We start from the raw sequence: 24,527 nt of genomic DNA, 5'->3' as shown, positions 1-24,527 counted from the left end.
GTTTGTGCTGCCTTCGAGAATCCGCATTGTGCGACCACTGATAGAGCCGGATACTCGTCTTTCAAAGAACCGTCGCCCCTCGGATGCATACGATGCCGCTTTAGGGAGCAAGTTCGAGAGTGGCCGATAAGAAAACACCCCTGCGAGAGGGGTGTGAGATAGGTGAATGGACTTCTGGTGCTGCCCAACACTGCAACTATGTATGTGTGGCAGGGGGTAAGAACAACCGGCTGCCCATCCTACCCATGCGCCATCAGCTCCATAGCCGCCCGAGCCAAAAGCCCGCTGCGTGTTTCATGCCGTTTCTCGGCAAACCGATCCAGCTTTCTGAGCACGAAGCGGGGGAGTGACACGTTGATGCGCTCCGGGGAGCGGTCAAGCTCCTCGTCGTCGATTTCAACGATCGCCCAGATGGCACCCGCGTACTCGTCTTGCTTGATCAGGTCTTCAATTGTCGAGCAGGTTACGTCTACGTCTTCGCCGAGCTCTGCCAGTGTCTGCAGATGACCCGCGATGGCCTCCCGCGTGTTGCGGATGGCTTCATCGACGGTATCGCCCCACGAGTGCACGCCGGGAATATCCGGCACCGTGACGCCATAGACGCTCCCCTCGTCTTTGTGAATCGCGATGGGGAATTGCATGGCCTTTCTTCCTAGGTTGTTACGCGACCGGTTTTGCACCTCTGCGAAAAACCGCCGGCCTCATTTCAGGCCGGCGGATTTCTGGATGCTTCGAACTGTTCCGATTGGCAGGTCTTTCTTCGGGTGTGGCACCGTCACAAGGCCCCGCTTTTCCGGATGTTTGTAGTGATGATGGCTGCCAGTGATGCGCACCAACTGCCAGCCGTCATCGAGGAGCATCCGGATTAACTGCCCAGACTGCATGGGGGTCTCCGGTTGTTCTGTGTGTAATTCTACACACGGATGCGGCGGAGGCAAGAGGAAATGTGTAGTTATGTGTGTCGTGTGGGGTGGTGCACGTGGGGAGCGGTTCTGGCGGACGCCGACACGCAGCCGAATGACCCTCAGTTGAACTGAGGGCGACCGCTATCGCTGAAAGGCAGAGGGATATGCGATGTGGTCCAACGGCTGTATTTGGCCAAGAGCAATGCAAGGCCTGATCACGACGCGGCGGCAACTGGAAGTCGGAACGGCGCACCGAGTCGGTTGAACGCATTCATTGCGGCGATGGTGATCGTGAGGTCGACAAGGTCTTTGGGCGTGAACGCAGCCGAGGCTGCGGCATACGCTTCATCTGAGGCATGCGTTTCGCTGACGCGGGTCACTTCCTCCGCCCAGGCGAGCGCGGCTCGTTCCTGGTCGGAGAATAGGTGGTGCACCTCGTCCCAAACCGGTACCAACGTGATCTTGTCGATCGACATGGTTTTTCTGAGGTCGCGGCTGTGCATATCGATGCAGTGTGCACAGCCGTTGATCTGGGAAACGCGGAGGAAAACAAGGTGGACGAGTTCCTCTGGAAGGTTCGTCTTCTTCGTGACGTAGTGGTGGATAGCAAAAAGTGCCTTCGCGCCGTCAGGTGCGATCTCTTGCCAGTTCAATCGGGTCATCTCGGTCTTTCCTGTTGTTGAGGGATGAGTAATTTGCGCTCGGCGCGGCTGGGCCGCATATCGACTCGGGCGACAATCCATGTCATAACGCCACGTTACTCCGTCGAGTTTTTGAGAAACAGGCCCAAAAATTGGCAAAACGACTGGTCCAAGATGACTGACTCGAATACGCCCGCTGCGATTTCCATCCAGGTGGACCGTGCTACCGCCGTGCCCATCAGCGACCAGATCCATGCGAGCCTGCGACGGGCGATTGTCGATGGCCGGCTGGCGCCCGGACAGCGTTTGCCGTCCGGCCGTGACCTCGCGGCACAGCTTGGTGTCGCGCGCGGCACTATCCGCGTGGTCTACGATCGGCTGATCGCTGAGAACTTGGTGTTCGGCGCCGGCTCTGCAGGCACACGCGTAAGCGCGCAGCTGCCTGCAGGCCGAGCGGACGACGAGTCGCCACTCGACCGGCCGTTGGCAGCGTTCACGCGCCCATATTCAAAAGCGCCGCTACCGTTCCAGATGGGCGTACCCGCCCACGACGCGTTTCCCGCCAAGCTCTGGGCCCGCATGCGGATGCGCGCCGTACGCGCCGATGCCGTCGCCTTCACGGCCTACGCCGACCCGCGCGGCGAACCTGAGCTGCGGGCCCAGATCGCAAGCCATCTGGCCGTTAGCCGGCAAATGCAATGTCATCCCGATCAGATCATCGTCACCAGCGGATATCGGCAGGGCCTGATGCTTGCGCTGACCGCGCTGCGTGTGCACGGACGCAAGGTGTGGATCGAGGAGCCCGGTTATCCGCTCGGAAGACGGGCGCTGGAACTGACGGGAGCCGTGATCGAACCCGTGCTTGTCGATGCCGAGGGGCTGCGCGTGGAAGATGGCATCGCAAGCGCGCCAGACGCCCTGCTGGCCCTGGTCTCCCCGGGGCAGCACGCACCGCTGGGCGTGACCTTGTCGCCGGCTCGTAGACGCGCCTTGCTTGAATGGGCAGTGGCAACGGGCGCCTGGATCATCGAAGACGACTATCTGGGGGAACTGCAGCTCGACGGCCGGGCGGCACCGGCCCTTGCCGCAGGCGAAGGTGCCGAGCGTGTGATTCACATCGGCGCGTTCAGCAAGACGATGAGTCCAGCGCTGGGGCTTGGGTTCGTCGTCGCACCACGCTCGGTGGCGGAGCGTCTGGTCGAGGTCGCCGCCGTGCTGGCACCGGCGCCGAATCGGACCACGCAACTGGCAGTGACGGAGTTTTTGGAGGACGGGCATTTCCTGCGGCACCTGCGCCAGATGAAGGCGCTCTATGCCGAGCGCCGCAGCCGCGCCCTCACGCATATCAATGCGTTTCTGCCTGGCACGCTGACCGCCGGCCTCGGCCTGATCGCGCCGCTCCCCCTGTCCGCCGACGACAGCGCTATTGTCAGCATTGCCCGCGCGCGCGGCCTCGCGCCTTCTGCTCTCTCGGCCTGGTACCTTTGCCGCAGTCACGCGCAACGCGGCTTGCTGCTCAGCGTGACGAACCTGCGTACTGACAACATCGATGCCGTCTGCGAGACGCTTGCGGAAATCGTCGCGGCTCAATGAGCCGTGGCCACAGCCTGCCGGACCTCGTCGGTCGCGGCACTATCATCCTGCAAGCTCCCGCCGCCAAACCGCACGGCATGCGTGAGTTTCTGGTGGGCACGCCTAATGGGCACCGAATGATGATTGGACGGGGACTGTCGTAACCTGTGTCAGTACCCGAGGTACTGGCAAATTTCACATCCACAAACATCGACATCATGGATACCAGGCTACGTGAATTGGGCATCGAACTTCCACCCGTTCTGCCGTCACCCGGGAATTTTCTTCCTTACATGGTCCGTGGCAACTATCTCTATCTGTCTGGGAAAGGAGCACCGCGCAGGCAGCTGCAACCTGGGCAAACAGTGCCCAAAGTCGGAAGGGAAGTCAGCACCGAAGAAGCAACAGCCCACGCCAGGGAAATCGGCATCTACCTGCTCGCGTTGATGAAGGATGCGTTGGGCAGCCTGGATCGTGTGGAGCAGGTCGTCAAAGTGCTGGGGATGGTCAATGCGGTGGACGACTTTACCGAGCACACCGAAGTCATTAACGGCTGTTCTGATCTGCTGGTGGAAGTGTTCGGCGCACGAGGCCAGCACACTCGGTCAGCGGTTGGCGTCAAGTCGTTGCCAAAAGGCTTTGCCGTTGAGATTGAAGCCATGGTGGAGATACGCGACTCTAAGTAGACGCAACCCGCATCGCCAGCCACCCGACCAGCGATGCGAGACCCATCCCACCCTACACCCCCGCCTCAAACAAATCCTAAATCTGCACCGACGCCCGCGCAAAGTCAGTCAGCGCGCGGGCGCGCAGAACAACCGTGCGCAGCAACCAGCCTGCGCACGCTTGAATCGGCTGGCATCCACGCCCAGCCGTAAAGACGGGCGACCGCGATGGTGCTGGAACACCATCAAGGCCGCCGGACCCACTGTCAGTACCAGTGAGCCAAGCCAAGGCCCGCCTACCTTCCTAGGAGGCGCGGCGATTCTAGCAAAGCACTTAGGCTCAATTGATACCAATGGCAACACCGATCATTCCATGGATCGGCGGCAAGCGCCGCCTCGCGGATCTCCTGCTTTCCCGCTTTCCCGCCCACAAGTGCTACGTCGAAGTCTTCGCCGGCGGCGCCGCGCTGTACTTCCTGCGACCCGCCGCCAGCGTCGAGGTCATCAACGACATCAACGGCGATCTGGTGAACCTGTACCGCGTCGTGCAGCATCACCTCGAAGAGTTCGTGCGGCACTTCAAGTGGCTGCTGACCAGCCGAGAAATGTTCAAGATCCTGCAGGGCACGCCGCCGCACACGCTCACGGACATCCAGCGTGCCGCGCGCTTCTATTACCTGCAGCACACGTGCTTAGGCGCCAAGCTGGAAGGGCAGACGTTCGACACCGCAACGACGGCGCCAGCGCCAAACCTGCTGCGCATCGAGGAGTCGTTGAGCGCCGCGCACCTGCGCCTGGCGGGCACGTACATCGAGAACCTGAACTGGGCCGACTGCATCGAGCGCTATGACCGCCCGCACACGCTGTTCTACCTCGACCCGCCGTATTGTGAGGCCGTGTATGAACACGGAGAGTGCAGCGTGTACCACGATATTGCCAAGGCATGCTCTGAGTGCTGCTTGAGCGCGGTGCACGCATCGGGCATCTGGAAGACGTAGTCGAATCGTGCAAGGCGCAACACGTTACAGAAGTCTCGAGTCGAGCACCTGAAACTGCTGAGCGCGAAACTGCGCCGCGGCCGAAAGAGCACACCACCTGGCATGTCAAAGCAGGCAGAGAAGACTATTGCTCGAACGTTATCTGGTGACCTATGCCGGTCCGCTACCATTTTGCATGATCGCCATCGGCAGCAACTGGGCCGTATGCAGTGCTGTCACGCCCGTTCGTTGGCGAATCTGCTCCCTGCAGCTGAAGCCGTCGGCAATGACCAGCGTGTCGTGCGCCGCCGACCGGATCGCCGGCAGCAGTACCCGTTCGGCACATGCCGACGAAACCTCCTGCTTCTCACGCATCAACCCGAATGCGCCGGCCATGCCGCAGCAGCCGGAATCCAGCAAGTCATAGTCGAGCCCAAGTGCATCGAGCAAATGCCGCTCGCCATCGAGCCCGAGCACGGAACGGTGATGGCAATGTGCGTGCACCAGCGCCGTGTCGTTCAGATGCGGGAATCGCGCGGTCTTGTTCTCGTTGCACAGAAAATCCGCCAGCAAAAAGGACTGCCGACGCAGGCGCAGGGCCTGTTCGTTGCCGGGCAGCAGCTCGGGCATTTCATCCTGGAAGACGGACAGACAGGCGGGTTCGAGCACCACCACCGGCGTGCCGCGCTTGATGTCTTCTCCGAGCACGCTCAGCACACGTTGCAGGTAGTGCTTCGCGCGGTCGAGCATGCCGTATTCATAAAGCGGCCGGCCGCAGCACACCGTGGCGGAAGGAATGTCGACGCTGTAGCCGGCAAACGCCAGGGCCTGGGTCGCGTCCCGGGCGATCTCCGGCTGGAACGCGTTGTTGAACGTGTCAGGCCAAAGCAGAACGCGAGGCCCGTTGCCATGTGGGCCGTGCTGCCGGAACCATTGGCGGAACGACACGGGCGCAACGCGCGGCAGGCTTCTTTCATCGGCAACGTTGGCGACGGAGCGGACCAGCGCGGCGAGTGGCTCCGTCTGCGTGAACGCATTGACGAGCCACGGCATGCGCGTTGCCAGTTGGGCCCAGCGGTCGATCAGGCCGAAGGCGTAGGCCTCGCGCGGGCGCACGCGGCCAGCGTAGTGGTGGGCCATGAATTCTGCGCGATACGTGGCCATGTCTACCTTAACCGGGCATTCGCCCTTGCAGCCCTTGCACGACAGGCAGAGGTCCAACGCCTCGCGGACGGCGGTCGACCGCCAGCCGTCACGCAGCACGCCGCCATGCATCATCTCGAACAGCATGCGTGCGCGGCCGCGCGTGGAGTGTTTCTCTTCACCCGTGGCCATGTAGCTCGGGCACATAGTGCCGCCGGCCTTGCGGCATTCCCCTACGCCCACGCACCGCAGCGTGGCGCGCGCAAAGCTGCCCTGGTCTGACGGATAGTGGAAATGCACAGGCACGGCAGGCGGATCGTAGTCGGTACCAATGCGCAGGTTTTCATCGACGCGGTATGGGTCGACGATCTTGCCCGGGTTCATCCGATTCTGCGGGTCCCAGATGTGTTTGAACGTGCGCAGCGCCTGCATGATCGTGGGCGGATACATGATGGGCAGCAGCTCGGCTTTGGACTGGCCGTCGCCGTGCTCACCCGAGATCGAGCCGCCCAGGCTCACCACTAGCGTGGCCGCTTCGTGCAAGAAGGCGCGCCAGTGGCGGATGCCTTCCGCGGTCTCCAGGTCGAAATCGATGCGAGTGTGTACGCAGCCCTGGCCGAAGTGGCCGTAGAGGTCGCAACCGTATCCGTACTTGTCGAACAGGGCGCGCAGCTTGCGCAGGTATTCGCCCAGGCGCGCGGGCGGCACGGCAGAATCTTCCCACCCCTCCCAAGTGATCTTGTGGTTGGGCACATGGGCGGTGGCCCCCAAGCCCGATTCGCGCACGCGCCAGAGGTGTTTCTCACCCTCGGGGTCATCGAACAGCTTCATCGATGGTGGATGCTTGTCCTGCTTGAGCGCATCAATCAACCGCTGGGCGGCCACGTCGGCGTCGTCCTTGGTGCGGCCGCCAAACTCGACCAGCAGCCAGCCTTTGCCGTCGGGCAGCAGGCTGATGTCGTGCGGGCGCATGTGGATGGACTGCATGTCGGCAATCAGCCGATCATCCATCCCCTCCACAGCGATGGGCTTGTGCGCCATGACCACTTCAACGTGATCAGCCGCGCTATACACGTCGGGGTATCCAAGCACGAGCAGCGAGCGCGCCCGTGGGCTTTCCACCAGGCGTACCACGGCTTCCAGGATGACGACGCAGGTGCCCTCCGAGCCCACCAGCGCATGCGCAATATTGCTGTCGTACTCGGGAAGCAGCGCCTCCAGGCTGTAGCCCGATACGCGGCGCGGAATGCGTGGCAGGTGGCGCCGGATGTCGTCGGCTGTACTGTCGCGTAATGTGCGCAGGGCGCGGTAGATCTCGCCGACACGCCCCTCCTGTGCGGCGAGGGCCTCCCACGCTTCGGCCGTAGTTGCGCCTACCGTCATGCGCGTGCCGTCGTAGGTCAGGATATCTAGCTCGACAACGTTGCGGATGGTCTCGCCTCCCATGACGGAGTGCGGGCCGCACGAGTTGTTGCCGATCATGCCGCCCAGCGTGTTGTGCGTATGCGTGGCAGGGTCGGGGGCGAACGTGAGGTGATGTTGCTCGGCAGCGTCGCGCAGGCGGTCGAGCACCACGCCGGGTTGCACGCGCGCCGTGCTCGCCACCGGATCGATCGACACGATCTGGTTCATGTACTTGGAGAAGTCCATGACGACGGCCACGCTGCACGTCTGGCCACACAGGCTTGTACCGCCGCCGCGCGAGAGCACCGGGGCGTTGAAGCGACGACAGACCGCCACGGTCTCGATCACGTCGTCGGCGTCGCGCGGGATCACCACGCCCAGCGGCACTTGGCGGTAGTTCGATGCATCAGTGGCGTACAAGGCGCGGCTGCCGTCGTCAAAGCGGACCTCGCCGCGCACCGCCTTGCGAAGGGCCACGGCAAGCGCCGCAGAATCTATTGGCGTGGAAGGCTCGCCACGAGCGCTTGCCGAAGGCGCGTCTGGCATCAGGTTAGATAGCATCGTGCATCCTGCTCCTTGAATGTCAGGCCGAAGCCCGGTGCGCCCGGATCGGGAATGAGGCAGCCGTCACGCAGCCGCGCGCTGCCGTCGAAGAACCGGGCTTCGATGCGCGCGTGGTCCTCGAAATGTTCGGCATGCACGGCTGCGGAGGTTGCCGCACACAGCGAGGCGTGCAGCGCCGGTGCGCAGTGGCTGGACATCGGCACGTGAAAGGCATCGCACAACGCCGCCGCGCCCAACCACCCGGTGACGCCGCAGCGTGTGGCGTCGGCCTGCAATACGTCAATGCAGCGGGCCTGCAGAAGGTGCAGGAAATCGTCGGGGACGAAGCCGTATTCGCCTGCGCTGATCTGCATGCCGGGTGGGGCATGCTCGCGAACTTGGCGCAAGCCGTGCAGATCGTCGGATGAAACGGGCTCCTCGAACCAGCTGACGTCCAGCGCGGCGAACCGGTGTGCCATGCGGATGGCGAGGGCGGGCGTATACCCGCCATTCGCATCGACGAAGACTTCCGTTTGTGCAGGCACCGTGCTGCGCACCGCTTGCACGCGCGCCACATCCTCTGTGTTGTGACGGCCGATCTTGATCTTGACGCGTGTGAGCCCGGCCTGGGTCCATTCGCGCGCCTGCTCGCGAAGCGCGGGAAGCGTCATGCTGGTAAAGCCGCCGCTGCCGTACGCAGGCACGGCAGCGCGCACGATACCCAGCAGGCGTGCAACCGACACGCCCAGCAGCCGTGCCTTCAGATCCCACAGGGCGATGTCGACAGCGGCCATGGCTTGCGCGCACAAGCCGGAGCGCCCGAGGTTTCGCACGCAATCGGCCATGGCACGCCAGCATGTATCGACAGCCAGCGCATCGTTGTCTTGCATGGCAGGCGCGAGTCTGGCCGCGATGAGCGCAGCCGCGGTGGCATCGGAATAGCCGTAGCCCATTCCGATACACGGCCCGGCCGATACGTGCACGACAACGAGCGTGGTGCTGTTCCACTGCAGCGTGCCGTCGGACTCCGGCACTTGTGTCGGGATGCGGTAGGCATGGACTTCGACTTGCCGGATCGGCGCCGTGGAATCTTGCACCATGACATGTCCCTTTCTTGTTGAGCGCGCGACGCGAGCCTCAGTGGCCCGTTGCACGGCGCAATCGGATACGCATCGGTCGTGCCGCGCCAAAGCGCGCCGGTCTGCCTTTGTTCTTGTCGTCGTGCGTGCAATTTCTACAAGACGAGTCATGCCTGGCGGTATGCGAATGCGCCGCGCCGACGCGCAAGTCGATCCCGCTACACATCTTGATGGCGAGAGATGGGCATGTCGCTTGCGTTGGCTGCTGCGCCTCTTCTTCCTGCCCGGGAGAGCCCGGCGCCACGCGCATTCCCGGCTTACGCATTCATGGCACAGGCCTTCAGCCGTCAGGCGGTTCTTCTCATCAAGCTGACGGCGGCAGCCGCGGTTGCACTTGTCTGCGCAGGCATCTGGCTTTGGCGTCTGTCAATCACACCTGACATTGCGATGGACGAGCCTGCCGACCAGCCGATCCCCTTCAGTCATAAGCATCACGTTGGCGATGACGGCATTGACTGCCGCTACTGCCACACGACGGTCACGACATCGTCCTCTGCCGGCATGCCCGCCACGTCGATCTGCCTGTCGTGCCACGCGCAGCTGTACCGCGATGCGCCGATGCTCGCGCCGCTGCACGAGAGCCTGCGGCGCAACCAGCCGCTGCAATGGACGCGCGTGCACAAGCTGCCCGATTTCGTGTACTTCGATCACAGCATTCACGTGAACAAGGGCGTGGCCTGCGTCGAGTGCCATGGCCGTATCGACCAAATGCCGCTGACACGCCGCGTGGCGTCGCTCGACATGAAGTGGTGCATCGGCTGCCATCGGGACCCGAGCTCGCATATCCGCCCGGCCGACCAGGTGTTTTCGATGTCGCCGACGCCAGCATTGTCCGAGCAGGACATGGCGATGCTGCATCGGCTCTATCAACTGCAGGACAGCCGGCGCATGACCGACTGCTCAAGCTGCCACCGTTGACGCGCCAATGCCGACACGCCACACCATCCCCATCCATCCAACGCCGGGCGACGACGAGCCGGACAGCCCGGGCCGCCGGCATTTCATGCGCTGGATGGCGGCATCGGTGGCGCTGGGCAGCGCAGCTTGCAGCGGCCCACCGGCCGAAAAGATCGTGCCGTACGTGCACATGCCAGAGGGTCTGACGCCGGGCCATCCGACGTTCTATGCGACCACGCTGACCCGGCATGGCTATGGATGCGGCGTGCTGGTCGAAAGCAACATGGGGCGGCCGACCAAGGTGGAGGGCAATCCCCGGCATCCGGCCAGCCTGGGGGCGACGAGCCCGTTCAGTCAGGCAGCCATCCTGCAGTTGTGGGACCCGGACCGGTCGCAGATGCCGCGCCGGGGCGGTGCGCCGGCATCGTGGAACGCGTTTGAGGCTGCACTTGCGGAGGGGGCGCGTTGGCAGCAGGCCGGGGGTGCGGGGCTGCGCCTGTTGACGGGGCACATCAGCGCGCCGACGCAGCTCGACCAGGTCCGCCGCCTGTTGGATCGCTATCCCAAGGCCGTCTGGCACAGCTACGACCCGCTCGACAACGGGAGTGCGATGCGTGCGGCACTGCTGGCCTTTGGGCGGCCGCTCGACATGGTGCTGAATCTGGAACACGCCGAGACCATCGTTGCGCTGGATGCCGATGTGTTCGCCTCAGGGCCCGGCCATCTGCGCCATGCGCGTGATGCGATGACAGACCGCCGCGCCAGCGCGCCGCGCTTTACGCGTCGCCTCTACGTTGCCGAATCGACCGAGGGATTGACTGGTGCCGTCGCAGACCACCGCATCGCACTCGCTCCGCACGAGATCGAGCGCCTGACATGGCGCCTGGCCGCGAAGCTCGGGGTGCCGGGCATGCCGGCACTGACGGTACCGGCGTCCACGAGATTGGCCGTGGCTTGGGAAGACCACTTGACCGAGCGGCTGCGCGCGGCGCCGCAAGCGGCCGTGCTCGTTGCAGGGCCAACGCTGTCTGTGCAGACGCAAGCGCTCGTGCATCGCCTGAATGTGCATCTGGGCGCGATGGGGCATACCGTCGTTCCCATCGAATCCGTGTTGGCAGACACGCATCAACTGGCGCGGCCGTTGCCGGAACTGGCCGATGCGATGCACGGCAACGATGTCGACACGCTGTTGATGCTCGATTGCAACCCCGTGTATGACGCGCCGGCCGATCTGCATTTTGCCGAGGCGTTGAAGACGGTGCGGCTGCCCGTTCATCACGGCCTGTACTACGACGAGACGGGGCAGGCGTCTGTCTGGCACGTGCCACTGGCGCATCCGTTCGAGCAATGGGCAGACGCGCGCGCCTGGGACGGCACGGCATCCATCGTGCAACCGTTGATCGCGCCGCTTTATGGGGGGCGGCACATCCATGCTGTGCCGGCCATGTTGCTCAGACAGACAGACCAGTCGGATCACGATCTGGTGCGTCAGTACTGGCAGCGCCGCTTGGATGTGACCGGCGTCAAGTTTGAAGCTGCCTGGCGCACGGCGTTGCAGGACGGGGTGATTGCGGGCACGGCATCGTCTGCCGCGAGCGTCCAGCCATCTACAACGCTGTTGGTGTCGCCCCGCTTTGATACTCCGGCCCTGCGGCCGGTCTTTGTGGAAGACCCCGCCGTGGGCATCGGCGAATTCAGCAACAACGGCTGGCTACAGGAGTTGCCCCGACCCCTGACGGGCCTGACGTGGGACAACGCTGCATATATGGGGCCGGCCACCGCGCGCAAGCTCGATGTGCGCACCGGCGACGTTGTGCGTTTTACTGCGGCAGATGCGCCCACGCTGAGCATTCTTGCGCCCGTATGGGTGTCCGATCGGCAGGCGGAAGGCGTGGTCGTCCTGCCGCTCGGTTACGGGCGGGGCGCCGCCGGGCGCGTGGGCAATGGCGTGGGTTTCTCCGCCTATGGGCTAACGCGTGCGAGCACGGTGCCAACGCTGACGGCAACCGCCGTCGGCCGCCGTCATCTATTCGTCCATACGCAGCAGAACAACGAGATGGAGGGCCGGTCCATCATTCCGGTGGCGTCGGTCGCGCAGTTTCGGGACGATCCGCGCTTTGCCTCCGCTGGAGTCAAGGCGCCGGAAGCATCGCTGTATCCGCCGTGGCCATACCCGAACTACAAGTGGGGCATGGCGATCGACCTGAATAGCTGCATCGGCTGTGGAGCGTGCACCATCGCATGCCAAGCGGAGAACAACATCCCCGTGGTCGGCAAGGACCAGGTGATGCGCGGCCGCGCGATGCATTGGATCCGTGTGGACCGCTATCGCCCGGAACCCGGGACCGCTGCATCAAGACAGCGGCTTCTGTTCCAACCCGTGCCCTGCATGCACTGCGAGGATGCACCGTGCGAACTGGTCTGCCCGGTCGGCGCCACCGTGCACGACAGCGAGGGGCTGAACGTGCAGGTCTACAACCGTTGCGTCGGTACGCGCTTCTGTTCCAACAACTGCCCGTACAAGGTTAGGCGCTTCAATTTCCTGGATCACCTCGACACGGCACTTGCGCGCCCGGCCCCGGCACAGAACCCCGATGTGACCGTGCGGCGCGGCGGCGTGATGGAGAAGTGCACCTACTGCCTGCAACGCATCACCCGCGCGCGGTTGGCCGCTGAAGAGTTGCGTCGGCCACTGCGTGATGGCGAGGTGGTGACTGCGTGCCAAGGGGCTTGCCCCACCCAGGCCATCACGTTCGGCAACCTGAACGACGCCGATAGCGCGGTGGTGCGGGCCAAGGCTTCCCCGCTGGACTATGGGCTGCTGGCCAATCTGAACACGCGGCCGCGCACAAGCTACGCAGCCGTGGTGGTCAATCGCGATGAGGATCTCGCGCGGGCCGAAGCGCAGGAGCAGGGCGATGCCTGAAGAACGCGTCGCAGCGAGCTCGCAGGAAGCCGGTGCGTTGCCGCCCGAGTGGGGCTATGCCAGCGTGTCGGACAAGATCGCCGGCCTGGTGCTTCAGCACCCATTTCGGTGGCGGTGGTGGACCGCCTTTTTGGTCACGCTTGCTGGCTCGATACTCTTCTTCGCGGCCGTGGCGTGGCTGTTTGCGCACGGTGTAGGCATCTGGGGCGTCGACATGCCGGTTGCGTGGGGCTTTGCCATCGGCAACTTCGTGTGGTGGATCGGCATTGGGCATGCGGGCACGTTCATCTCGGCTGTGCTGCTGTTGCTGCATCAGCGCTGGCGCACGTCCATCAACCGGTTTGCCGAGGCGATGACGCTGTTTGCGGCCGGCATTGCAGGCCTGTTCCCGATCCTGCATCTGGGGCGGCCCTGGTTCTTCTATTGGCTGGTCCCGTATCCGGACGTGATGGGCCTTTGGCCCCAGTGGCGAAGCCCGCTGGTGTGGGACTTCTTCGCCATCAGCACGTATCTGACGGTGTCGCTGCTGTTCTGGTATGTCGGCATGATTCCGGACCTCGCCACGCTGCGCGACCGTGCCTGCGTGCAAGGCAGGCGCACGGCGCGTCATGTCTATGGACTGTTGGCGCTGGGCTGGCGCGGCGAGGCGCGACACTGGGCGCATTACGAAAGCGCGTATCTGCTGCTGGCTGGTCTTGCAACGCCCTTGGTGGTGTCGGTGCACTCGGTGGTGGCGCTGGATTTTGCGGTGGGCAACACGCCGGGCTATCACTCCACCGTATTCCCGCCGTTCTTTGTAGCGGGCGCGCTGTTCTCCGGTTTTGCGATGGTCCTGACGCTGGCCATTCCGCTGCGGCGCGCGTTCGGGCTGCACGACTTCATCAGCAACAAGCATCTCTCGAATGCCGGCAAGGTGATGCTGACAATGAGCCTGCTGGTGGCCTACGGCTACGCCACGGAAATCTTCACCGCGTTCTACAGCGCCGACGAGTTCGAAATCTACATGACGGTCAACCGCTTGACGGGGCCGTATGCGGGGCCGTACTGGATGATGCTCGTCTGCAACGTCGTGCTGCCGCAGATGCTGTGGTCACGGCGCGTGCGCCACAACGCGCTCGCGCTCTTTCTCCTGAGCCTGGCCATCAACCTTGGCATGTGGACGGAGCGCTTCCTGATCGTGGTGACGAGCTTGCACCGTGATTTTCTGCCGTCGAGCTGGGGCATGTTCTATCCGACCGCGTGGGACTGGATCACGCTGTTCGGCTCCATCACGCTGTTCGTTTGCCTGTTCCTGCTGTTCGTGCGGTTTCTGCCGGTCATCTCCATTGCAGAGATGCGCGAACTGGTGCACGAGCGCGACCCGGAGACGACATGAGCGCAGCGGCCTCGCCCCCGTACGGTGTCGTCGCCGAATTGCGCAGCGCCGATGCATTGCTCGATGGTGTGCGCAAGGCGCGCGCCGCAGGCTTCGAACACGTGGAGGCCTATGCACCTTATGTAGTGCCTGGCTTGGCGGAGGCCGTTGGCGCGAGCGAGAGCCACGTCCCCGCGTGGACGTTCACCGGCGGCGTGGTGGGGGGTGCCGGCGGCTACTTCATGCAATGGTTCGCAGCCACGTTGGATTATCCGATCAACGTCGGCGGACGGCCGTTGCACAGCTGGCCAAGCTTCGTTCCCGTGACGTTTGAACTGGCGATTCTGTGTGCCGCGTTGACAGCGGTAATCGTCATGCTGGCCAGCAACGGGCTGCCCAAGCTGCGGCACCCCGTGTTTGGCGTGGAGGACTTTGCGCAGGCGACGCGGCACCGCTTCTTTCTCTGTCTGCCGGCAACATCGATCCGGCCCGACCTGGAGGCAGCACGCCGCTTCCTGGAGGGCCTGGAGCCGATGAGCGTCCAGGAGGTGCCGGCATGACGGCCGTACTGCGCCTGGCAGCGCTGCTCGCCGTCGTGCTTGTAACGAACGCATGCGAACGTGCCAAGCAGGACATGTACGACCAGCCGAAGCTCAAGCCCTATGCGGCCGCGGGCCAGTTTGCCGACGGCAGTGCGTCACGATCGCCGCTTCCTGGCACTGAGGCAGCTTCCGCCGGCCCGTTTGCGGGAACCAGCAGCGGCCGCGTTGGCGCAGGCGCGGCACGGGATCGCGCAGCGCTGTTGGACGCCACACAGGCCCCGCCACCAACCCTGCAGCGACTGCAACGCGGGCGCGAGCGCTACGAGATCTACTGCACCCCCTGCCACAGCGTTGCCGGCGACGGAGATGGGTTGGTCGTGCGCCGAGGCTTTCCGAGCCCGCCGTCGTTTCATATCGACCGCCTGCGCCACGCACCGGACCGTTACCTGTTCGATGTGATCACGCAGGGGCACGGCGTCATGCCGCCCTACGCCGGGCAGATCGAGCCGGATGATCGCTGGGCCATCGTCAGCTACGTGCGTGCGCTGCAACTGAGCCAGCATGTGCCTGCCGATAGGCTCACGCCGGCGGCACGCACGCGGCTCGACGGAGCATCGGGGGCCGGATCATGAAGGCCCCACTTGGCGTTGTGGGCGTGGTGCTCGCCGCAGTCGGCATTGCAGTCGCCTGGCTCGGCCATGCCGCTTTGCTGGCCGCGTGGCTTGCAACGTGGTGGTGGTGCGCCGGCCTGGTGATGGGCGCGTTGGCCAATCTGTGGATTCACAACCTGACCGGTGGACGCTGGGGCGAAGGCATCCGCGCCGACATCCTGCAATGCAGCCGCATGATGCTGCCGCTCGCTTTGCTGTTCCTGCCGGTGCTGCTCGGCATGCATGCGCTTTATCCATGGACGCAGCACGCCAGTGATGGCGCTGCACGCTGGACGGGAGCGCTGCCATCGCATGCCGCCAGCTTCAAGAGCGTATGGCTTTCGCCTTGGTTCTTTGCGGCGCGCAGCATCATCTGGCTGGTTGCGTGGACCGTGCTGGCGACGCTGAGCCGCTTGCCTGCGTACGAGCGCAGCAGGCGCTTTGCCGCTCTGGCGCTGATCGTGTATGGGCTGACGGTCAGCCTTGCGGCGGTGGACTGGATCATGTCGCTGATGCCGCTCTGGTATTCCAGCGGCTTCGGCCTCGTGGCTGCCACGGCGCAGATGCTGAGCGGCTTTGCATTCGTGCTGTGGCGCAGCGTCAGCCGTACCACCGCGCTCAATGCACAGCTCGGCCGCGACCTTGGCAATCTGCTGCTGATGTACCTCATGACCTGCGCCTATCTGACCTACATGCAGTTCCTGGTGATCTGGAGCGCCAACCTGCCGCATGAGATCGCCTGGTATGTGGCGCGCCGCGACCATGCGTGGCCCATCCTGGCGTGGGGGTTGTGGTTGTGCCAGTTTGCCGCGCCGATGGGCATTCTGCTGTTCCGCCGCGCCAAGCAGGCGCCGCGCACGCTGGCCGCACTGGCGCTGACAGTAGTGATGACGCAGTTGCTCTGGGCGTGGTGGCTGGTGCTCCCTTCGGTGAGCGTGTCGCTTCACGGCATGTGGAGGGTGGCCATTCCGATGGCCGTCCCGTTTGCCGTTGGGGTGCGGTACTGGCCGGCGCCTGTGCGCGTTGCTCGCGCTGGCAACGAAGAGGTCAACCATGCCTGACAGACCCCAACCGCATCGCATGCCCGAGGACGCCGTGCCGGGCGCACACCGCGCCGCGATTGTTGGTGGCGGGCTGGCCTTGGTTATCGTGCTTGTCGCGGTGATGTCGTACGTGATCTGGCACGCGTTTGGAACACCGCACACCGCAGCAGCACCCGAAGCAGGTCCAAAGCTGTTGCAGCCCGCGCCACAACCCGCTCGCGAGCGCTATCAGCGTGAGAAGGATCGGCTCATCAATAGTTACGGCTGGGTGGACCGCCGGCAGAACATCGCGCGCATCCCCATCGACGAGGCCATGCGCATGCTGGCTGCGCCGCAGAACAAGGATGGCTCGTGATGTGGCGCGCGTTCCTGCTCGGCTGCGTCGCAACCTGTGCGAATGCCGCCGTCGACGCACCGCTGAGCTTGCCGCCGCAGCCCACGGTTTCGCTAGCGCCGCAGGCCGGCGCAATGCTGCCGCTGGATGCGCAGTTTGTTGACGACAATGGCCGCCCGGTTCGGTTGCGCAGCTTCTTCGGCATACAACCGGTCATCCTCGTGCCGGGCTACTACCGCTGTCGCAACTTGTGCACGACGGTGATGGACGGTGTACTCCAGACACTGACGGCGGTAGGACTGCCTCCGGGTTCGTATCGCGTGCTCGGTATCAGCTTCGATCCGGCAGAGGGCTGGACGCTGGCGCACGACAAGCTCGCCGCTTATGCCCCGTTGCTGGCCCACGCCGGCGCCGATCTGCGTCTGCTGACCGGCGCGGCCCCGCAGATCACGCAACTGACGCGCAGCATCGGTCTGCGGACAACACGCGACCCGCAGACCGGCGATTTCGCGCATGCCGCAGGCTTTCTGGTGGTGGCGCCGGACGGCCGTGTGTCGCAGGTGTTCGACGGCGTTCGCTTCGCCCCACGAGATGTCCGGCTGGCTCTCGTGGAAGCATCGGCCGGCCGCGTAGGCAGTCTGCGTGACAGGCTGGTGCTGCTGTGCTCGCATTACGACCCGCATGTCGGCCGGTACAGCGTGACGGCGCTTTGGTTGGTGCGAGTCGCCGGTCTGCTGGCGCTGGCAGGGCTGCTGTGGTTTGCCGTACGACACATGCGCAGGAGCCCGCGATGAGGCTCGCCCAGGTGTTTCCTCCCGCGGCATCCAGCGCAGCAACGCGCTACGACACGCTGATGCTCACGATGACGATCGTGCTCGGCGTCATCGCGCTGGCGCTGCTGCTCGCCACCATGTGGCTGTGCATCCGGTATCGCGCCGCATCGTCGGTGGACCGGCGTGATCCACCCGTGGGCAATCGCACGCTGGAGCTGAGCTGGTTCATCGGTTTGCTGGTGGTGTTTGTCGCCGCCTTCACTTGGGCGGCAGCCGACTTCGCGCAGCTGTATCGCATTCCACCGCAGGCTACGCCGGTGTTTGTCGTCGCACGCCAGTGGATGTGGAAGCTCGAGCATGCCAACGGCCGGCGCGAGATCAACGAGTTGCACATCCCAGTGGGGCAACCGGTGCGTCTGCAGATGACCTCGCAGGACGTAATCCACAGTTTCTTCGTGCCGGCGTTCCGGCTGAAGGCGGACGTGGTGCCGGGGCGCTACACCACGCTGTTCTTCACGCCAACGGAAGTCGGCGAATTTCACCTGATGTGCGCCGAATACTGCGGTACCGACCATGCAACCATGGGCGGCCGGGTGATCGTCATGCCGCCGGCAGATTTCGCGCGGTGGCTCGACGGCGGCAATACCGAACCCGACATTGCCGCACGCGGCTTTGCGCTGTTTCGGCGCTACGGTTGCAGCGGCTGCCATGCGGCCGGCTCCACCGTGCACGCACCCGACCTCGCCGGCCTGCCCGGGCGATTGGTGCACTTGGACGACGGCCGCATCGTCAAGGCCGACGACGCCTATCTGCGCGACGCGATCCTCCAGCCGAACAAGGACATCGTGGCCGGCTATACGCCGATCATGCCGTCCTTTGCCGGGCAGATGCCCGAGGAGGATCTGTTTGAAATCCTCGCGTATCTCCATTCAACAGGGGCTGACGATGCCGGCAACGCGCACTGACACGCCATTACCGGGCTACTTCAGCGGCGGCGACACGCTGCGGTCGTGGTTGCTCACGCGTGATCACAAGCGCATCGCGTGGCTGTACATGGTGGCCATCACCGGGTTCTTCTTTGTGGGTGGCCTGGCGGCTACGCTGATTCGGCTCCAGTTGCTGACGCCCAACGGCGCGCTGGTGTCTGCCGCCAGTTACAACCGGCTGTTTACTGCGCACGGCGTGATCATGGTGTGGATGTTCCTGATTCCGTCGATTCCATCCGTGCTTGGCAACTTCCTGGTGCCGCTGATGGTAGGCGCGCGCGACATGGCGTTTCCGCGCCTGAATTTGATGAGCTGGTATCTGTATGTGCTGGGCGGCGCGGTCGCACTGTGCGCGTTGGCGTTTGGCGGGGTCGATACGGGCTGGACGTTCTATACGCCGTTCTCGACCATGTTTTCCAACAGCAATGTCGTCCTGACACTGGCTGGTGTGTTCATGGTCGGGTTCTCGTCGATCCTCACCGGCTTGAACATCATCGTGACGGTGCACACGCAGCGCGCGGAAGGCATGCACTGGATGCGGCTGCCGCTGTTCGTCTGGGCCAGCTACGCCACGAGTGTGATCCTCGTGCTTGCCACCCCCGTGCTGGCAATGACGTTGCTGCTGCTCGCGGTGGAGCGGCTGGTCGGCATCGGTATCTTCGACCCTGCACTCGGTGGCGATCCGCTGCTGTTCCAGCACCTGTTCTGGTTCTACTCGCATCCGGCGGTCTACATCATGATTCTGCCGGCGATGGGCGTCGCCAGTGAGATCATCCCGTGCTTTGCGCGGCGGCCCGTGTTCGGCTATTGGGCAATGGCCTGTGCCATTCTGGCGATTGCCGCGATCGGCTTCCTGGTGTGGGGGCACCACATGTTCGTGAGCGGCCAGTCGGTTTACGCCAGCATGACGTTCTCGCTGCTGAGCTTCCTCGTGGCGGTGCCCTCGGCCGTGAAAGTCTTCAACTGGACGGCGACGCTGTACAAAGGCCACATCCACCTGTCGGCGCCCATGCTCTATGCGCTGGGTTTTGTCGGGCTCTTCACCGTCGGTGGGCTGACGGGGTTGATGCTGGCCGCACTCGCGCTGGATGTGCACCTGACTGATACGTACTTCGTCATCGCACATTTCCACTACATCATGGTCGGCGGCGCAGTGATGGCCTATCTCGGCGGGTTGCACTTCTGGTGGCCCAAGCTGACGGGCCGCCTCTATCCCGAGACGTGGGCGCGCGTGGCTGCCGTGGTGATCTTCATCGGCTTCAATCTCACGTTCTTTCCGCAGTACCTGCTTGGCGTGGCCGGCATGCCGCGCCGCTACCACGCGTATCCGCCGGAGTTCCAGGTGCTCAACATCCTGTCTTCAGCGGGGGCGGGCATTCTTGCGGTGGGATATTTCCTGCCGATGGGGTATCTGATCTGGTCGCTATTTCGCGGCGAGCGTGCGCCGGCTAACCCATGGGGCGCGACAGGGTTGGAATGGGGGGTGGCATCGCCGCCGCCCGTGCACAACTTCGATGTGCCGCCCGTGGTCACGCGGGGCCCGTACGCATACGACGTGCAGAGCGGCAAGGAGCACATCCAATGAACCCGTGCCCAAGTGCCAGCGCGCCCTTCAGTGACGAGCCGCCGCACATGGTGGCAAGCCTCGGCATGTGCGTGTTCCTGGCCAGCGAGGCGATGTTCTTCGGCCCGCTGATCCTCGGCTACCTCTACGGACGGTTGCACTACCCCGATGCCTTTGCCGCAGCGGGCCGACATACCGAATTCGCACTGGGCACGATCAATACCGCGTTGCTACTGACGGGCAGCATGCTAGTGGCGATGGCATCCGCGGCCTGCGAGTCGAATCGCCATCGCCTGGCCGCACGGTTGCTCTGCGGCGGGGCGGCACTCGGCGCGGCCTTCCTCGCCATCAAGGCGACAGAGTATCGGCTGGAATGGCTGCACCACTTTGTGCCCGGTGCGGACTTCGCGCTGGATGTGGCGGGGCGTGCCATCGGGCAGCCGGCACAGTTGTTCTTCCTGCTGTACTTCGTCACTACGGCGTTGCATGCCGTGCATCTGACGATTGGCGTGATGGTGATGCTGGTTATGGCTGCGCGGCTCAGACATGCGCAGGCAGGCTCTCCGCAAGTGCATGTGGCAGGCTTGTACTGGCACTTTGTCGATGTGGTGTGGTTGTTTCTGTACCCGATGTACTACCTGCTGGGTCGGAGCGGGTCATGAAGACCACGTACGGCGCGATTGTTGGCGTTTGGGTGCTGCTGATGGCGTTGCTGGCCGCGACAGCGGCTTCTACCTTCCTGCCGCTCGGCATCTGGAACAGCGTGATCAATATGCTGATTGCAACCGCCAAGGCACTTCTGATCGCCAAGGTCTATATGCAGTTGCGCGGTGTCTTGCTGAGCGTGACAGCAGCGGCGCCACTGTTTTTGCTGGCAGTACTGATTGCGCTGTCGACCAGCGACTACGGCACGCGCCTGCCATAGAGAGCAGTGAGTTCTCTCGAAGGAGAGCCTGCCATTGTGCTGAAGCGATACAGCGAGGCGCACACTACCAACACAGAAACCCCATGTCTCGCTGCGAATTCAGCGCTGTTTGCGGAGCCATGTTTGTGGGGCCGACCGATTGACTGGTCGACAAAGAAAAAACAGGCGTTGAAGCGCTTGTCGCGGGGTTGGCGGTAGCTCATAGGTGTTGGCTTTTGTACCGCAAGCAGGCATTGAACAAGACTTTGTGCCCACCCATGGCGTCCTAGACGCGCGCGTGGCCAGGCTCGTAGGCACGGCGTCCGACGAGTACCGGCTGAAAAAGAACGTTGTCCAGGCGCTGCACTTCATGCAGACCGACCTCGCGCATCAGTTCTTGCAGGCGGTCGGTGGTCACTGCGTAATAGCGACTTGTAAGAGCCTCCGTTGCGCAGCGGCCATCGGGCTGTTCGGTAGTGAGGTACATGCGCAGGTCGTAGCAATTGCCGTCCCATTCCCAAACCTGGACAGCAAGGAAACGTCGTCCCTCTGAATCACGATGAAGCCCATATGGGCGCACGTCAGGTGAGCGCCGTTCGATGATGGCGTAATCTCGAACGGAGAGCACCAGCAGACCACCCGGGCGGAGCACGCGATGAGCACTGCGCAGCGCCTGCAGAATCTCTGTGTCTGTGAGCAAGTGTGGCAAGCTGTTGTCGCAGGCAAGAACAGCAGCACAGCTTTCGCCCGCAGCGCAATGCAGTGTGCGAAGGTCGTCTACGCGTACGCTGGCCTGTAGATTGCGCGCATCCAGTTCTTGCCGCAACCTTTCGACCGCGCCGGCCGACAGGTCCGAGGCGGTCACTGAATACCCCTCGGCCACCAATCCCAACGTCTGGGTGCCAATGCCACAAGCTGCATCAAGAACAGGCTCTCCTGGTCCAATGCCCCACCCTTTTAGAAGCTGCGCCAGTGCCTCGCCTTGATTGCGAACGGCGGCGTCCCAATCGCCATAGAGCAAGTGATAAAAGGGGGCGAGTCGGTCGTAGAAGTTGCTGCTCATTTGTGCTCGTCGTCGGTGGGCTGTAATCAAGGTCAGCATAGGCGCCTCGGCGCCGCCTTGCGTCTATAGGTCCGTCGGTCCGCTCACCTTGGTTCGCTTGGACTCATTTCCTGCGGCCACCAGCATCATCAAGATGATCGCCCCCTCTGTAGTTGCTCGACGAAGCGAATGAGCGCCGGATTGCCGTCGTCGGCCCTGCAGACGAATGACACCGGATGGGTCATCGTGAGGTCGGGATGGTCGAGCAAGATCACGTCTTTGGGGCAGGTATGTTGAGAGACGTCCGACACAATGGAATATCCCATCCCGGCTGCAACCAGTCCAAGGATGGTCAACACATCGCTACCAATCTGGACCTTCTTGGGCGAAAAGCCTGCCTGCTGGCATTGGTACGTAAGAAAGTCATCGTACGCTGGCGCAGTCTCGCGCGGAAACCATATGCAGGGCTCATCTTTTAACTGCGCGAGTCGCTTAGGCACCTTTTTCGCCAGCACACTGCCACGCTGCAGTGCAAGCTTCAGGCGGCAATTGAAGAGGGGCGTTTCTCGGAGACTCTGATCGTCCGGCTTATCGTGAGGCAGGTATCGCCATGTGAGGAAACCTCCGTCGAGTTCGCCGGCAATAATCCTTGCAATCTGGCGGGTCGATAGCGTTGGCTCCAGCATGAGAGCAACCTTTGGGACAGCTGCCGTGAACGACCGCAGCGCCCCCAGTATCTGAGGGTGCCAGCTGTAATTTGGTGCTATGCCAATCCGCAACGCTCCTTCCACGCCGCTTGCGATGCGCGAGAGCCGCTCCTTGGCCGCATTAAGCTGAGCAAGCACCGCCCGCACGTCAATTGCGAACTGCGCCCCAGCAGTAGTCAGCGCGCTTCCTCTCGCTCCCCGCTCGAACAGCACCACGCCGAGCTCTTCTTCCAGGTCCTTCATCTGCCGGCTTAGCGCGGGTTGAACGACATGCACGTGCCGGGCAGCTTCAGAAACGCTGCCGTGGTCCGCAATCGCCAAAAAATATCTGAGTTGACGCAGCTCGATCATGATTCACCCCATACCGCAGAGATATGGCCCATATCTCAATTCAGCATTTCTTGTTATAGCTTCCCCATCCTACACTGCCGCGCACTCTCATAACAAATAAGGAGACTGCCATGCACGACAGTGTGCTTGCCGAAGACATGAACAGCCCTAGCGTGCTTGTTCAACGACGTACGATTGTTGCCGCAACAATAGGTAACGTCCTTGAGATATACGACTTTCTGGCATTCGCCATCTTCGCGGTACCGATCTCGAAGGCATTCTTCCCATCGGGCGATGAGTACGTCGCGCTCATACTGACGTTCATGACGTTCGCCGCAGGCTTCATAGTGCGTCCGCTGGGTGCGCTGATTCTTGGTCGCTACGCTGACCGTGCCGGCCGCAAGAACGCACTGAGCCTCACACTGCTTCTCATGGCGCTGGGCACACTGGTACCGGCAATCTGTCCGACGTACGAAGCCATTGGAATTGCTGCACCCCTTATTCTGGTTCTCGGACGCCTGGTACAAGGTTTTTCAGCAGGCGGGGAAATCGGCAGCAATGTGGCAATGTTGATTGAGAACGCGTCCCAATCGAACCGCGCGCTTTTCAGCTCATTTCAGCAGGTGGCACAAGGTGGTGGTGTACTTGTAGCCGGGTTGATCGGACTTGGCCTGACTCAGTATTTTGGCGAGCAACAGATCCTTACCGAGTATTGGCGGATTGCCTTCCTTGTCGGCTTGCTCATCGGCCCCGTCGGTTGGTATATCCGCCGCTCAATTCCTGAAACGCAAGAATTCGTGCGCGCCGAGGCATCCGGCCACACGCACACCTCTTTCATCTCCGGATTGCGCGCACACTCGGGCCGCATTTTTCTAGGCATCGCAATCATGGTCTTCTGGACCGTAGCGGCACAGGTGTCCAATTACTTCACAACCTATGCTGTGCGCGATCTTCACCTGCCGCTAGTGGCAAGTTACGTTGGGCAGATCGCGTGTGGCATCACGTTGATAGTGGTCTGTCCGTTGGTCGGCTCTTTTGCAGACAAAGTCGGACCATTCAAGCCAATGGCATGGGGCGCTGGGCTTGCGGGTGTGCTGGCATACCCATTGTTTTCAGTGCTCGCCTCCCACCCGAGCTTTCTGACGTTGGTCGCCGTGCAGTCAATCATTTCGGTTTTCCTTGGTTTGTATGCTGCCTGCGCACCGTTGGTCTTGGCTGACATTTTCCCCACCGAGTACCGCGCTACCGGTGTCGGCACTTCCTACGCGCTGGGTGTGACGATTTTTGGAGGTCTCACTCCGCTTGCAGTCACCACCCTCATCCATATCAGCGGGGACAAATTGATCATTGGCCTCTACCTGTCAGGAGCAGCCCTCGTCAGCCTCGTGCTCATCGGCGTTATGGCGCTCGGCAGGCTGGCTTACGGCACCCGATCGGTCTGAAGCGACTCCACCTGACGCAAGAAGCCGCGCCTGCAGACGCGGCT

Annotated in this window: 22 protein-coding genes and 1 pseudogene; 16 read left to right on the top strand and 7 right to left on the bottom strand. The window is 63.1% G+C overall.

Annotation, left to right across the window (positions count from 1 at the left end; translation table 11 throughout):
* Window positions 1–239: 239 nt before the first annotated feature.
* The 3 genes from ACTJK4_RS20580 to ACTJK4_RS20570 form a co-directional block, all read right to left on the bottom strand.
* A complete protein-coding gene (locus ACTJK4_RS20580; protein WP_440818815.1) occupies window positions 240–641 on the bottom strand; it encodes a type II toxin-antitoxin system HicB family antitoxin in 402 nt (133 codons plus the stop codon).
* A gap of 60 nt (window positions 642–701) precedes the next feature.
* Window positions 702–884 carry a type II toxin-antitoxin system HicA family toxin gene (locus ACTJK4_RS20575; protein ID WP_316669295.1) on the bottom strand — a complete coding sequence of 61 codons (183 nt, stop codon included), beginning with the start codon at window positions 882–884 and terminating at the stop codon, window positions 702–704.
* Window positions 885–1,120: 236 nt separating this feature from the next.
* On the bottom strand, window positions 1,121–1,567 hold the full coding sequence (locus ACTJK4_RS20570; protein WP_316891054.1) for a carboxymuconolactone decarboxylase family protein: 447 nt from the start codon (window positions 1,565–1,567) through the stop codon (window positions 1,121–1,123).
* Between the two features lie 153 nt (window positions 1,568–1,720).
* Here ACTJK4_RS20570 and pdxR point away from each other — a divergent pair, with 153 nt between their 5' ends.
* From pdxR to ACTJK4_RS20555, 3 genes and pseudogenes are all read left to right on the top strand, one after another.
* The gene (gene pdxR, locus ACTJK4_RS20565) at window positions 1,721–3,139 is read left to right on the top strand and encodes a MocR-like pyridoxine biosynthesis transcription factor PdxR (RefSeq protein ID WP_440818814.1); all 1,419 of its coding nucleotides are present in this window, start codon (window positions 1,721–1,723) and stop codon (window positions 3,137–3,139) included.
* A gap of 197 nt (window positions 3,140–3,336) precedes the next feature.
* Complete coding sequence (locus ACTJK4_RS20560; RefSeq protein WP_316877710.1) at window positions 3,337–3,804, top strand: RidA family protein; 468 nt, start codon at window positions 3,337–3,339, stop codon at window positions 3,802–3,804.
* Between the two features lie 332 nt (window positions 3,805–4,136).
* Window positions 4,137–4,676: pseudogene (locus ACTJK4_RS20555) on the top strand (DNA adenine methylase); the annotation flags it as partial.
* Window positions 4,677–4,931: 255 nt separating this feature from the next.
* On the opposite strand, the gene ACTJK4_RS20550 reads toward ACTJK4_RS20555, so the two are convergent.
* Both ACTJK4_RS20550 and ACTJK4_RS20545 read right to left on the bottom strand, forming a co-directional pair.
* Window positions 4,932–7,784 (bottom strand): FAD-binding and (Fe-S)-binding domain-containing protein, encoded by a 2,853-nt coding sequence (locus ACTJK4_RS20550; RefSeq protein WP_440818813.1) that lies wholly within the window; start codon window positions 7,782–7,784, stop codon window positions 4,932–4,934.
* Window positions 7,785–7,852: 68 nt separating this feature from the next.
* Window positions 7,853–8,950 carry an enolase C-terminal domain-like protein gene (locus tag ACTJK4_RS20545; RefSeq protein ID WP_440077658.1) on the bottom strand — a complete coding sequence of 366 codons (1,098 nt, stop codon included), beginning with the start codon at window positions 8,948–8,950 and terminating at the stop codon, window positions 7,853–7,855.
* Window positions 8,951–9,256: 306 nt separating this feature from the next.
* Here ACTJK4_RS20545 and ACTJK4_RS20540 point away from each other — a divergent pair, with 306 nt between their 5' ends.
* Genes ACTJK4_RS20540 through ACTJK4_RS20485 form a run of 12 tightly spaced genes read left to right on the top strand, consistent with a single transcriptional unit; the run spans window position 9,257 to window position 20,983 of the window.
* A complete protein-coding gene (locus ACTJK4_RS20540; protein ID WP_440818812.1) occupies window positions 9,257–9,907 on the top strand; it encodes a cytochrome c3 family protein in 651 nt (216 codons plus the stop codon).
* A 7-nt stretch (window positions 9,908–9,914) separates the two neighbouring features.
* Window positions 9,915–12,812, top strand: coding sequence for a 4Fe-4S dicluster domain-containing protein (locus ACTJK4_RS20535; protein ID WP_440818811.1), 2,898 nt, complete (start codon window positions 9,915–9,917; stop codon window positions 12,810–12,812).
* Window positions 12,805–14,187: an NrfD/PsrC family molybdoenzyme membrane anchor subunit gene (gene nrfD, locus ACTJK4_RS20530; RefSeq protein WP_322018160.1), complete on the top strand. Its 1,383-nt coding sequence runs from the start codon at window positions 12,805–12,807 to the stop codon at window positions 14,185–14,187. Before ACTJK4_RS20535 ends, nrfD begins: the two co-directional genes overlap by 8 nt.
* Window positions 14,184–14,726: a DUF3341 domain-containing protein gene (locus ACTJK4_RS20525; RefSeq protein ID WP_322018159.1), complete on the top strand. Its 543-nt coding sequence runs from the start codon at window positions 14,184–14,186 to the stop codon at window positions 14,724–14,726. The genes nrfD and ACTJK4_RS20525 overlap by 4 nt, the downstream gene beginning before the upstream one ends.
* The gene (locus tag ACTJK4_RS20520) at window positions 14,723–15,340 is read left to right on the top strand and encodes a c-type cytochrome (RefSeq protein ID WP_440077653.1); all 618 of its coding nucleotides are present in this window, start codon (window positions 14,723–14,725) and stop codon (window positions 15,338–15,340) included. Before ACTJK4_RS20525 ends, ACTJK4_RS20520 begins: the two co-directional genes overlap by 4 nt.
* A complete protein-coding gene (locus tag ACTJK4_RS20515) occupies window positions 15,337–16,419 on the top strand; it encodes a hypothetical protein (protein WP_440077651.1) in 1,083 nt (360 codons plus the stop codon). Before ACTJK4_RS20520 ends, ACTJK4_RS20515 begins: the two co-directional genes overlap by 4 nt.
* Complete coding sequence (locus ACTJK4_RS20510) at window positions 16,412–16,756, top strand: hypothetical protein (protein ID WP_440077650.1); 345 nt, start codon at window positions 16,412–16,414, stop codon at window positions 16,754–16,756. Before ACTJK4_RS20515 ends, ACTJK4_RS20510 begins: the two co-directional genes overlap by 8 nt.
* Entirely contained in the window at window positions 16,756–17,529 is a 774-nt protein-coding gene (locus tag ACTJK4_RS20505; protein ID WP_440077649.1) for an SCO family protein, read from the top strand. The genes ACTJK4_RS20510 and ACTJK4_RS20505 overlap by 1 nt, the downstream gene beginning before the upstream one ends.
* Window positions 17,526–18,473 carry a cytochrome c oxidase subunit II gene (gene coxB / locus ACTJK4_RS20500; RefSeq protein ID WP_440818810.1) on the top strand — a complete coding sequence of 316 codons (948 nt, stop codon included), beginning with the start codon at window positions 17,526–17,528 and terminating at the stop codon, window positions 18,471–18,473. Before ACTJK4_RS20505 ends, coxB begins: the two co-directional genes overlap by 4 nt.
* Entirely contained in the window at window positions 18,415–20,079 is a 1,665-nt protein-coding gene (ctaD, locus tag ACTJK4_RS20495) for a cytochrome c oxidase subunit I (RefSeq protein ID WP_440818809.1), read from the top strand. Before coxB ends, ctaD begins: the two co-directional genes overlap by 59 nt.
* Entirely contained in the window at window positions 20,076–20,720 is a 645-nt protein-coding gene (locus tag ACTJK4_RS20490; RefSeq protein ID WP_440077644.1) for a cytochrome c oxidase subunit 3, read from the top strand. The genes ctaD and ACTJK4_RS20490 overlap by 4 nt, the downstream gene beginning before the upstream one ends.
* Window positions 20,717–20,983 carry a cytochrome C oxidase subunit IV family protein gene (locus ACTJK4_RS20485; RefSeq protein WP_322018151.1) on the top strand — a complete coding sequence of 89 codons (267 nt, stop codon included), beginning with the start codon at window positions 20,717–20,719 and terminating at the stop codon, window positions 20,981–20,983. Before ACTJK4_RS20490 ends, ACTJK4_RS20485 begins: the two co-directional genes overlap by 4 nt.
* A 265-nt stretch (window positions 20,984–21,248) precedes the next feature.
* Here the strand turns inward: ACTJK4_RS20485 and ACTJK4_RS20480 are convergent, their stop codons facing one another.
* Window positions 21,249–22,025: a class I SAM-dependent methyltransferase gene (locus ACTJK4_RS20480; RefSeq protein WP_440818808.1), complete on the bottom strand. Its 777-nt coding sequence runs from the start codon at window positions 22,023–22,025 to the stop codon at window positions 21,249–21,251.
* 128 nt (window positions 22,026–22,153) lie between these two features.
* Window positions 22,154–23,062, bottom strand: coding sequence for a LysR family transcriptional regulator (locus ACTJK4_RS20475; RefSeq protein ID WP_440818807.1), 909 nt, complete (start codon window positions 23,060–23,062; stop codon window positions 22,154–22,156).
* 110 nt (window positions 23,063–23,172) lie between these two features.
* Between ACTJK4_RS20475 and ACTJK4_RS20470 the strand changes: the two genes are divergently transcribed.
* Entirely contained in the window at window positions 23,173–24,483 is a 1,311-nt protein-coding gene (locus ACTJK4_RS20470) for an MFS transporter (protein ID WP_440818806.1), read from the top strand.
* Window positions 24,484–24,527 lie beyond the last annotated feature (44 nt).

Source organism: Ralstonia sp. 22111 (genome assembly GCF_052045895.1).
GTDB classification, from domain to species: domain Bacteria; phylum Pseudomonadota; class Gammaproteobacteria; order Burkholderiales; family Burkholderiaceae; genus Ralstonia; species Ralstonia wenshanensis.
Note: the sequence above shows the minus strand (reverse complement) of the source record. Positions and strands in the feature narration are given on the sequence as shown.

Bases quoted from the DNA above. Each gene is read 5' to 3' on its own strand.
- ACTJK4_RS20520 (WP_440077653.1), top strand. From the start codon at position 14,723: ATGACGGCCGTACTGCGCCTGGCAGCGCTGCTCGCCGTCGTGCTTGTA.
- ACTJK4_RS20540 (WP_440818812.1), top strand. From the start codon at position 9,257: ATGGCACAGGCCTTCAGCCGTCAGGCGGTTCTTCTCATCAAGCTGACG.
- ACTJK4_RS20575 (WP_316669295.1), bottom strand. From the start codon at position 884: ATGCAGTCTGGGCAGTTAATCCGGATGCTCCTCGATGACGGCTGGCAG.
- ACTJK4_RS20545 (WP_440077658.1), bottom strand. From the start codon at position 8,950: ATGGTGCAAGATTCCACGGCGCCGATCCGGCAAGTCGAAGTCCATGCC.
- ACTJK4_RS20525 (WP_322018159.1), top strand. From the start codon at position 14,184: ATGAGCGCAGCGGCCTCGCCCCCGTACGGTGTCGTCGCCGAATTGCGC.
- ACTJK4_RS20580 (WP_440818815.1), bottom strand. From the start codon at position 641: ATGCAATTCCCCATCGCGATTCACAAAGACGAGGGGAGCGTCTATGGC.
- ACTJK4_RS20475 (WP_440818807.1), bottom strand. From the start codon at position 23,062: ATGATCGAGCTGCGTCAACTCAGATATTTTTTGGCGATTGCGGACCAC.
- ACTJK4_RS20535 (WP_440818811.1), top strand. From the start codon at position 9,915: ATGCCGACACGCCACACCATCCCCATCCATCCAACGCCGGGCGACGAC.
- ACTJK4_RS20470 (WP_440818806.1), top strand. From the start codon at position 23,173: ATGCACGACAGTGTGCTTGCCGAAGACATGAACAGCCCTAGCGTGCTT.
- ACTJK4_RS20505 (WP_440077649.1), top strand. From the start codon at position 16,756: ATGTGGCGCGCGTTCCTGCTCGGCTGCGTCGCAACCTGTGCGAATGCC.
- coxB (WP_440818810.1), top strand. From the start codon at position 17,526: ATGAGGCTCGCCCAGGTGTTTCCTCCCGCGGCATCCAGCGCAGCAACG.
- ACTJK4_RS20510 (WP_440077650.1), top strand. From the start codon at position 16,412: ATGCCTGACAGACCCCAACCGCATCGCATGCCCGAGGACGCCGTGCCG.
- ACTJK4_RS20515 (WP_440077651.1), top strand. From the start codon at position 15,337: ATGAAGGCCCCACTTGGCGTTGTGGGCGTGGTGCTCGCCGCAGTCGGC.
- ACTJK4_RS20485 (WP_322018151.1), top strand. From the start codon at position 20,717: ATGAAGACCACGTACGGCGCGATTGTTGGCGTTTGGGTGCTGCTGATG.
- ACTJK4_RS20560 (WP_316877710.1), top strand. From the start codon at position 3,337: ATGGATACCAGGCTACGTGAATTGGGCATCGAACTTCCACCCGTTCTG.
- pdxR (WP_440818814.1), top strand. From the start codon at position 1,721: ATGACTGACTCGAATACGCCCGCTGCGATTTCCATCCAGGTGGACCGT.
- nrfD (WP_322018160.1), top strand. From the start codon at position 12,805: ATGCCTGAAGAACGCGTCGCAGCGAGCTCGCAGGAAGCCGGTGCGTTG.
- ACTJK4_RS20570 (WP_316891054.1), bottom strand. From the start codon at position 1,567: ATGACCCGATTGAACTGGCAAGAGATCGCACCTGACGGCGCGAAGGCA.
- ACTJK4_RS20480 (WP_440818808.1), bottom strand. From the start codon at position 22,025: ATGAGCAGCAACTTCTACGACCGACTCGCCCCCTTTTATCACTTGCTC.
- ACTJK4_RS20490 (WP_440077644.1), top strand. From the start codon at position 20,076: ATGAACCCGTGCCCAAGTGCCAGCGCGCCCTTCAGTGACGAGCCGCCG.